This is a genomic window from Streptomyces sp. NPDC102451, assembly GCF_044765485.1.
In the GTDB taxonomy this organism is placed as follows: domain Bacteria; phylum Actinomycetota; class Actinomycetes; order Streptomycetales; family Streptomycetaceae; genus Streptomyces.
The window spans coordinates 196,342-204,486 of record NZ_JBIWKD010000016.1 but is presented as its reverse complement, the minus strand read 5'-3'; the positions used below and the strand labels follow the sequence as shown (position 1 = coordinate 204,486).

Here is an 8,145-nt window from a genome sequence, read left to right as displayed (position 1 = left end):
AGCAGGCATGGATCAACGACCCGGCCAAGCGCGGCGAACCCGCACCACAAACCTCATAGCATCACGACCGTCTCACTGGACTTGAAATCTTCCGGACCGAGCACAATAGCCTGCCCGGACCTGAGCCACTGGCGGGCGAGGATTGGCGTGCCGTAGCGCGCCGGATGGCGCTCGACCTCGCGGTCGAAGTCATCGACCGGTGCACCGGTGCCTGAGAGGTCCGCATCCACCAGGACGACACCGGAGCAGTTGGCGGCGATCTGCCGGGCAGCTCGCGTTGGTGCCACCGTGCTGCGGCCAGGCCCGGGCTCAGCGCGAGGGTCGTACCAGCAGGGCCAGCAACGTCTTGTTCGAAGGAGCGTGACCGGTTGACGACGAGCGTCTGATCGGTGCACGACGACAGGCCGGCCTCCACGTACCGGGTACGCCACGGCGATGACTCGCTCGCAGCGATCACGAGCCTCTCGGATCGCGTCAGCTACGAGAATCTTCCGCGCCCGATACTGCCTCCTATCCGTTGGACTGGCAGTTGTACCCGCCCCGGTAGTGGACGGACGAGTCGGCCGCTGCCGCAGAGCCGGCGTCCCCGACGGCACCGTCCATCAGGAGAAACGGCAATCTCGTGCTCGGGCTGCTGGACACGGACTCCTGCCCACTTCCACCGTCCTGGTCGAGTGGCCTGCCGACCAGAAGAATGCGACGGGTTTCTGGATATCGAACCTGCCGTCCGCGACGCCCCTTCGCCGAGCTGGTGCGGTGGGCGAAGATGCGCTGACGCATCGAGCACGACTATTGCGAGCTCAAGCACGGTCTCCGCCTCCACTGCGGCGGGCCGCATGTGCACCCGGATGTGTCGAGCACAGCATCGCGCGCTTCAAGCACTGGCGGACCCTGGCGCGCCGCCTCGGCCGACACGAGCACAGGAACACGGCCCGTGCCGAGGGGCCCGCGTGATCACGTCCATCACCGGTGGTCATCGACAGTTCAGGGAATTACCCGCCCACAGGCGCGCGCAGAGGCTTGAGCGCGTTGCTCCAGGCGACGACCTGGTCGAGCATCGCGTCGACCTCACCCTTGTGGAGTTCGGCGGGCGAGAACGTGCTGAAGTCCTTGAAGTCGGTGAAGAGCGAGAACATGACCGTGTTGCGTACGGTGGCGACCTGCACTTCGACCATGATGCCGCGCAGGTGTTCGATGGCCCTGGCGCCGCCCACGCTGCCGTAACCCGACGAACCCGACGGCCTTGTTGTTCCACTCCGCGTAGAGGAAGTCGATCGCGTTCTTCAACGCGCCGGAGGTGGAGTGGTTGTATTCGGGGGTGACGATGACGAAGCCGTCGTAGGCGGCCACGGTGGAGGCCCACGCCTTGGTGTGCTCGTTGGCGTACTGACCGAACGACGGCGGCGCGGATTCGTCCAGGAGCGGCAGTGCCATGTCCTTGAGGTCGATGAGGTCGTATTCGGCGTCGTCGCGGCGGCGGGCCCGGTCGAGCACCCATCGGGCCACGGCCTCTCCGTTGCGGCCGGGCCTGACGCTTCCGATGATGATGGCGATCTTGGTCATTCTTCGTACCTGTTCTGTGCTGTGAGCGAGTGGAGGGGGCTCCGGTCAGAGCGCTTGGGGCCGTCCGAGGAGTTGCTGGTTGAAGGGCTGGATGTCGTGGTCGACCATGCTGATGTCGAGTTCGATGTCGACGCGTGCGCCGACGAAGATCTGTGCTCCGGGCAGCGGTGGGAGTCCGGAGACACCGAAGTCCCGGCGGTCCACGGTGGCGCGGCCGGTGAACCCGAGCCGACGGCCTCCGGTGAAGGGGTAGACGTCCTCTCCGAGGAAATGCCCGGTGAGGGTCAACGGGCGGGTCACGCCCGCCACGGTGAGTTCGCCGTCCATGGCCCAGCCATCATGCACGCGGTGGGCCCGATGGCCGTGGAACTCCATCAGGGGATGCCGGTCGGTGTCGAGGAACTCCGGTGAGCGCAGGTGGTGGTCACGGGCGGGGACGCCGGTGTCGAGGGTGGCGGTGGCGATCCTCACCTGGGCGGTCGTCTCTTCGACGGGATCGGTGATGGTGAGAGTGCCTTCGGCGTCGGTGAAGCGGCCGTGGACGCGGACGAAGCCGAGGTGGCGGGCGACGAAGGCGATGCTGGAGTGCAGCGGGTCGATGTGCCAGGTTCCCGGTGGAGGGGTTCTGGGGTCCGGCTCCGCGGGGGTCGTGGGGTTCATGGTGACTGCGGTCCTTACTGCGTGGTGGTGCGGAGGTGGGGGACGACCTGCTCGGCGAAGAGCGCGGCCTGGGTCTCGCTTTCGGCGTTTACGGGCCAGAAGAGGAAGGAGTCGAAGCCCAGTTCCTCGCGGTAGCGCAGCAGGGTGTCCGTCCAGAAGTCCGGTGGGCCGACGATTCCGTTGCTGTCGGAGGCGGGTGTGCCCTCGCCGGTGATGGTGCCCATGACGTTGTAGATCCGCTGGATCGTCCGGGGATCGCGGTCGGCGGCCGTGGCGGCGTCGTCGATCACCCGCCGCATGCCGGGGATGCGCTCCGGGGGTGCGTAGCCGTTGCTGGGCAGCCAGCCGTCGCCGAGCCGGCCGGTGATCCTCAGCATCCTCGGCCCGTACGCGCCGATCATGAGGGGGACGGGTTGCGCGGGGAACGGACCGGGGCGGGCGCCCCGGAGGTGGTGGTGCTCGCCGGTGAAGTGCACGTCCTTCCGGGCCGGGTCGCTCATGGCCCGCATGACGTGGAGCGCCTCCTCGAAGGCTCCGACGGCCTGGCCGGGTGTGTACTGAGGGCCGCCGTACGCCGCGATGGCCGGGGCGGAGGCTCCCGCGCCGACGCCGAGGGCGACCCGGCCGCCGCTGAGGTGGCTGAGGGTGTTGGCGGCCTTGATCAGGGGCGCCGGGAGCCGGAGCACGGTGTTGGCGACGTTCGGCAGCAGGGTCAGGCGGCCGGTCGACGCGGTGAGGGTGCTGATCAGCGTCCAGGCATCCAGGAATTCGGGGTGGTACAGGTGGTCCTGCACGCCGGCGAAGTCGAGTCCCGCCTCGTCGGCCAGCCGGGCGAGGCGCAGCGCCGACTCGGATCCGGTGGCGGAGGGGTCGATGTTGATGCCGAAGGAACCGGTGGGGATGGTCATGGCGCTCTCCTTCTGTGGTGGTGGCAGTCGGTCGGTCGTGGTGTGAGGCGACGTGCGGATCGATTCGGGTGCCGGAGTGGAGGGGGCGGGCGGGATCGTCGTGGGCCGCCACTCTCCCGACGGCCGATGCATGGTGCCGGGCCTCACTCCGCAGGGCTGGGAGCGGCTCGCGGAGGCCGGTCGGCGAGCCGGGCCAGCAGGAGTTCGCTGATCTCCTTGAGGTGGCCGAGCTGTTCGTCGGTGAGGTGGTCGAGGAGCCTTGACCGGGCACAGGCGGCGTGCCACGGGGCGGCTTCGGCCAGGGCCCGCCGCCCGGTGCCGTTGAGCCGGGCGAGGTGGACCCGGCGGTCGGCCGGGTCAGGGAGGCGGCTGACCCAGCCGCGCTGGTCGAGCCGGTCGACGAGGTGGGAGAGCCTGCTGGCGGAGACGCCGGTGCGGTGGGCGAGTTCGGTCATGCGCAGCCGGTTGCCGTGGCTGTCGGCGAGGTGAGCCAGGACTTCGTAGTGGATCTGCAGCATGCCGCTCTCGCGGCGGAGTTCCTGTCCGAGCTGCTCGGACAGGACGCGGGCCGCGGTGAGGAAGGCGCGCATCGCGTGTTCGGCGGTGGGGTCGGACCGGGCGGTCGGGGTGGCCATGAGGTGCTCCTTGCTCGAACCGGGCGGGGTGCTGCCGGGAGCGGCGTCCGGGCGGCCGGTCGGTGGCCGCCCGGCGGTCCCCCCAGCGCTCAGGAAGCGCGGGGGGCGGGGTGGACGATGTGCTTGATCTCCTGGAACTCCTCCAGGGCGCGTTCGCCGTTCAGTCGGCCGACGCCGCTCTGCTTGAATCCGCCCTCCTCCATCTGGTCGACGATCACCGCCCAGGTGTTGGCCCAGACGGTGCCCGCCTCCAGCTCGCGGCCGACGCGCAGCGGACGGTCCACGTCGCGGGTCCAGATGCTCGCGGCGAGCCCGAACTCGGTGGCGTTGGCGCGGGCGACGGCGTCCGCCTCGTCATCGAAGACCTCGAAGGTGGCGACGGGGCCGAAGAGCTCCTGCTGCACGATGGGCCGGTCCACGTCATCGACCTCGACCAGCGCGGGGCGCAGGAACGCCCCTGCCGCCAGCGGCCCGTCGGTGATCCGGCCGCCCCGCACCAGGACCTTGGCGTACTCGGCGGCGTCGGAGATCTCCTTGTCCACCCGGTCCGCGTTGGCCCGGTCGATCAGCGGGCCCATCTCGCTCGCGGGATCGGTGCCGGGGCCGACCTTCACGGCCTCCAGGGCGGCCGAGAGCCGGGTGCGCAGCGCGTCGGCGACGCCCCGCTGGACCAGGATGCGGCTGCCGGTCATGCAGAACTGTCCGGTGAAGGTGGTGATCGCCTTGGTGAGTACGGGGACGGCGGCGTCGAGGTCGGCGTCGTCGAAGACGATCATCGGGGTCTTGCCGCCCAGCTCCAGGGACATGGCCTTCAGCGAGGCCGAGGCGTCGGCCATGATGGCGCGGCCGACGTGGGTGCTGCCGGTGTAGCTGATGACATCGACTCCGGGATCGGCGACGATCAGCCTGGCGCCGGAGCTGCCGGACTCGGTGAAGGCGTTGAAGACGCCCTGGGGGAGCGCGGTGGTGGCGGCGACGATCTCGTACAGCAGGCTGTTGGTCAGTGCCGTCTGGGCCGGCAGCTTCAGGGCTACGGTCGCTCCTGCGGCCAGTGCGGGAGCGAAGGAGCGCACCGAGAGGATGACCGGCGAGTTCCAGGGCGCGATGACTCCGGCGACGCCGGCCGGCTGGCGCAGGGTCATCGAGTACAGCCCCGGCTTGACCTCGGAAGCCCGGCCGGACTCGGTCAGCGCGAGCGCCCCGTAGTAGCGGATCTTGGAGATCGTGAGGTCGACCTCCAGTGCGGCCTCGGCTGGGATCTTGCCGTTCTCGCGGGAGAGCAGGCCGACCAGCTCGTCGCGGCGCTCCGCCATCCGGTCCGACATCTCGAACAGGGCGCGGGCGCGCAGATCGCGGTCCCGTGCCCAGTCGCCCGTCTCGAAAGCGCGGCGGGCCGCGTCGACGGCGGCGCGGGCTTCGGGTGCACCACCGTCGGCGAAGGTGCCCAGCACCTCACCGGTGGCGGGATCGGTGGATTCTCCGACCGTCCCGGACTCGGTCCAGGCGCCGTCGATGAAGTGTCGGGCGTAGGGCAGGGCGTTCATGAGGGTCATCTCCTGGGGTTTCAGTGGTTCGCGGGATTCGGGGAGGCGTAGCGGTGGGTTCGGTATCCGGACCGTCGCCGGACGTCCCCCGCCCCCCCCTCCCGGGATGCGGGACGGGGCTATCGGAGAGACGTTGGACAGGCGGCCCATTGCTTGGATCGCCCGGGTGACGGGCGGTGCGGGATGGGAGGTCCGGTGGGTTTTTAGGGCTGTCGGGGTCGGGTTACTGGGACATCTAGTTCGTTCTGCAACGAATCTTAGACCCCTCAGCGTCCAGTTGCTGCCTGGTATTCCCGTCGCCGAACACGTCGGCTGATTCTCCTTGACCGCGACGAAATGGCGACGTACGGTTCGTTGCAGAACGAACTAAGTAGGGTCAGGTCGAGCCTCGGAACCCGGAACCCGGCCTCACCCGTTCGTCGGCATTCCGAAGCACGCCGCCTCCGGCGGCCGAAGGACCGCCGCCCCACGCGCGACCGTCAGGTCCGATTCCCCAGGGGCGTGTCCGGTTGGGAGAAAAGATCATGGCGGAAGCGCAGGGTTCGCCCTCTTCGCAGACGCACCAGAGGACCGCCTCGTCCACCATCCGCGTCACAGCGGCCGTGGTGCGCGAGACGGGTGGCCCGTTCACCTTCGAGGAGCTCACCCTCGACACCGCTCTGCGGCCCGACGAGATTCTGGTCCGGGTGGTGGCCTCCGGCCTGTGCCAGACCGACATCCACGTTCGTGACCAGCATCTACCCACCCCGCTGCCGGCGGTGCTCGGACACGAGGGCGCGGGCATCGTGGAGCGGGTCGGGGACGCCGTCACCATGGTCACGCCCGGTGACCGGGTGGTCATGTCGTACCAGGCGTGTGGTCACTGCGCCCCGTGCCTGACCGGCAAGCCGGCGTACTGCGCCCGTTCCTTCCCCGCCAACTTCGGCGGTTCCCGGCTGGACGGCACCAACGCACTGCACGCGGAGAGCGAGGAGGTCCACGGCCACTTCTTCGGTCAGTCCTCCTTCGCCACCCACGCCCTCGCCACCGAGCGCAACGTGGTCAGGATCGACGACGAGGAGATCCCGCTGGAGCTCCTCGGACCACTGGGCTGCGGACTGCAGACCGGTGCCGGAGCGGTGCTCAACTCGCTGAAGGTCGAAACCGGTGCATCGGTCGTCGTGATCGGCACGGGCACCGTCGGACTCGCCGCCGTCATGGCCGCCGCGGTCGCCGGAGCGAGCCCGGTCATCGCGGTCGACATCGTCCCCGAACGTCTCGACCTCGCCCGGGAACTGGGCGCCACCCACACCGTCAACGGCAAGGAGGAGGACACCGCCGCACGGATCGCCGAGATCACCGGCGGCGGCGCGGACTACGTCCTGGAGATCACCGCCCGCCCCGAGATGCTCACCCTCGCTGTCGACGCGCTCGCCCCGCTCGGAACGGCCGCCCTCATCGGGGGCGCCCCCGCCGGAGCGCACGCCCCGGTGAACATGAACGCCCTGCTCGGCGGGCGCGCCATACGCGGCATCGCCCAGGGCGACTCCGTGCCCCAGCTGTTCATCCCCCAGCTGATCGACCTCTACCGGGCCGGGCGCTTCCCGTTCGACCGGCTCATCACCTTCTACGGCTTCGACAACATCAACGAAGCCGCCACCGACACGCAGACCGGCGCCGCGATCAAGCCCGTTCTGCGCATCGGGGAGTAGCGGCACCACCCCTCGCCGCCCCTCCCCACCTCCACAACAGTCAAGAGGAAAGCACCATGACCGACTTCCAGAAGCCCGGCACCCCCACCGACCGTCACGAGCTCGGCGCCGCAGGGATGCCGCTGAACACCCTCGCCGACTACCGCCCCATCCCGGCGGACGGCTACGGAGCCCTGTTCCTCCCCGACCGGATCGCCAAGGGCTACCACGTGGAGGAGATCCACGACGGCGCCTACTACGTCACCTCGGGCGCCTACGACACCATGTTCGTCCGCACCGGAAACGGCGTCGTCGTCGTGGACGCCCCGCCGCTCCTCGGTACGAACCTCAAGAAGGCCATCGCCGACGTCACCGACGAGCCCGTCACCCACCTCGTCTACAGCCACTGGCACTCCGACCACATCGGCGCGGCCGGCATCTTCGCCGCCGACAAGCCCAAGGTCATCTCCCACGACTACACCCGCGAGATGATCCAGCGCTGGCCCGACCTCGGCGGCGACCGCCCGCTGCCCGTCCCCACCGAGACCATCACCGAGAGCGACACCCTCGACGTCAACGGCGTCCGGTTCAACCTCGACTACCACGGCGTCAACCACACCCCGGGCAACATCTTCATCTACGCCCCGCAGCAGAAGACCCTCGCCGCGATCGACATCATCAGCCCCGGATGGAGCGCGTTCAAGAACTGCGACGCCTCCGAGAACATCCGCGGCTGGGCGGAGGCCCACGACTGGATCCTCTCCTACGACTTCAAGGGCGTCGTGTCCGGTCACGTCAACCGCTACGGCACCCCCGAGGACGCCAAGGCCTCCCGCGACTACACCAACGACATCGTCGAGTTCGCCAAGGAAGCCCTCGACCATGGGCAGGAGTTCGAGTACATCGAGAAGATCGGTTTCTCCAACGCCTGGGTTCTCTGGGAGAACTACTTCAACGAGATGACCAACTACGTCACGAAGAAGACCCTGGAGAAGGTCACCGACAACGGCCAGACCTGGGCCCAGCGCCTGGCCGGCGCCGACGTCATGACCAAGTACCACGCCTACACCATCCTGGAGGCTCTGCGCCTGGAGTACGGCATGGTCTCGGGCTTCGAGAAGCTGATCATCCCGCCGTCCGGCGAGTGACCCCTGCGGCCGTCGCG

The 8,145-nt window shown here is 69.1% G+C and carries 7 protein-coding genes and 1 pseudogene; 2 read left to right on the top strand and 6 right to left on the bottom strand.

Features of this window, described 5'->3' with window-relative positions:
* Positions 1 to 53 precede the first annotated feature (53 nt).
* From ACIRD8_RS29465 to ACIRD8_RS29440, 6 genes and pseudogenes are all read right to left on the bottom strand, one after another.
* The gene (locus ACIRD8_RS29465) at positions 54 to 230 is read right to left on the bottom strand and encodes a hypothetical protein (protein ID WP_403998039.1); all 177 of its coding nucleotides are present in this window, start codon (positions 228 to 230) and stop codon (positions 54 to 56) included.
* Between the two features lie 762 nt (positions 231 to 992).
* Positions 993 to 1,563: pseudogene (locus tag ACIRD8_RS29460) on the bottom strand (NADPH-dependent FMN reductase).
* A gap of 45 nt (positions 1,564 to 1,608) precedes the next feature.
* The gene (locus tag ACIRD8_RS29455; protein ID WP_403998036.1) at positions 1,609 to 2,223 is read right to left on the bottom strand and encodes a YceI family protein; all 615 of its coding nucleotides are present in this window, start codon (positions 2,221 to 2,223) and stop codon (positions 1,609 to 1,611) included.
* A 14-nt stretch (positions 2,224 to 2,237) separates the two neighbouring features.
* Positions 2,238 to 3,131 carry an LLM class flavin-dependent oxidoreductase gene (locus ACIRD8_RS29450; RefSeq protein WP_403998034.1) on the bottom strand — a complete coding sequence of 298 codons (894 nt, stop codon included), beginning with the start codon at positions 3,129 to 3,131 and terminating at the stop codon, positions 2,238 to 2,240.
* Between the two features lie 143 nt (positions 3,132 to 3,274).
* A complete protein-coding gene (locus tag ACIRD8_RS29445) occupies positions 3,275 to 3,766 on the bottom strand; it encodes a MarR family winged helix-turn-helix transcriptional regulator (RefSeq protein WP_403998031.1) in 492 nt (163 codons plus the stop codon).
* 89 nt (positions 3,767 to 3,855) lie between these two features.
* A complete protein-coding gene (locus ACIRD8_RS29440) occupies positions 3,856 to 5,319 on the bottom strand; it encodes an aldehyde dehydrogenase family protein (RefSeq protein ID WP_403998028.1) in 1,464 nt (487 codons plus the stop codon).
* 515 nt (positions 5,320 to 5,834) lie between these two features.
* Here ACIRD8_RS29440 and ACIRD8_RS29435 point away from each other — a divergent pair.
* Both ACIRD8_RS29435 and ACIRD8_RS29430 read left to right on the top strand, forming a co-directional pair.
* Positions 5,835 to 7,001, top strand: coding sequence for an NAD(P)-dependent alcohol dehydrogenase (locus tag ACIRD8_RS29435; protein ID WP_403998025.1), 1,167 nt, complete (start codon positions 5,835 to 5,837; stop codon positions 6,999 to 7,001).
* A 56-nt stretch (positions 7,002 to 7,057) separates the two neighbouring features.
* Complete coding sequence (locus tag ACIRD8_RS29430) at positions 7,058 to 8,128, top strand: MBL fold metallo-hydrolase (protein ID WP_403998023.1); 1,071 nt, start codon at positions 7,058 to 7,060, stop codon at positions 8,126 to 8,128.
* The last annotated feature ends 17 nt before the right edge of the window (positions 8,129 to 8,145 follow it).

What these genes read in the sequence shown, in the direction of transcription:
- ACIRD8_RS29455 (WP_403998036.1), bottom strand. Translation starts at nt 2,223, where the DNA reads ATGAACCCCACGACCCCCGCGGAGCCGGACCCCAGAACCCCTCCACCG.
- ACIRD8_RS29450 (WP_403998034.1), bottom strand. Translation starts at nt 3,131, where the DNA reads ATGACCATCCCCACCGGTTCCTTCGGCATCAACATCGACCCCTCCGCC.
- ACIRD8_RS29445 (WP_403998031.1), bottom strand. Translation starts at nt 3,766, where the DNA reads ATGGCCACCCCGACCGCCCGGTCCGACCCCACCGCCGAACACGCGATG.
- ACIRD8_RS29440 (WP_403998028.1), bottom strand. Translation starts at nt 5,319, where the DNA reads ATGACCCTCATGAACGCCCTGCCCTACGCCCGACACTTCATCGACGGC.
- ACIRD8_RS29435 (WP_403998025.1), top strand. Translation starts at nt 5,835, where the DNA reads ATGGCGGAAGCGCAGGGTTCGCCCTCTTCGCAGACGCACCAGAGGACC.
- ACIRD8_RS29430 (WP_403998023.1), top strand. Translation starts at nt 7,058, where the DNA reads ATGACCGACTTCCAGAAGCCCGGCACCCCCACCGACCGTCACGAGCTC.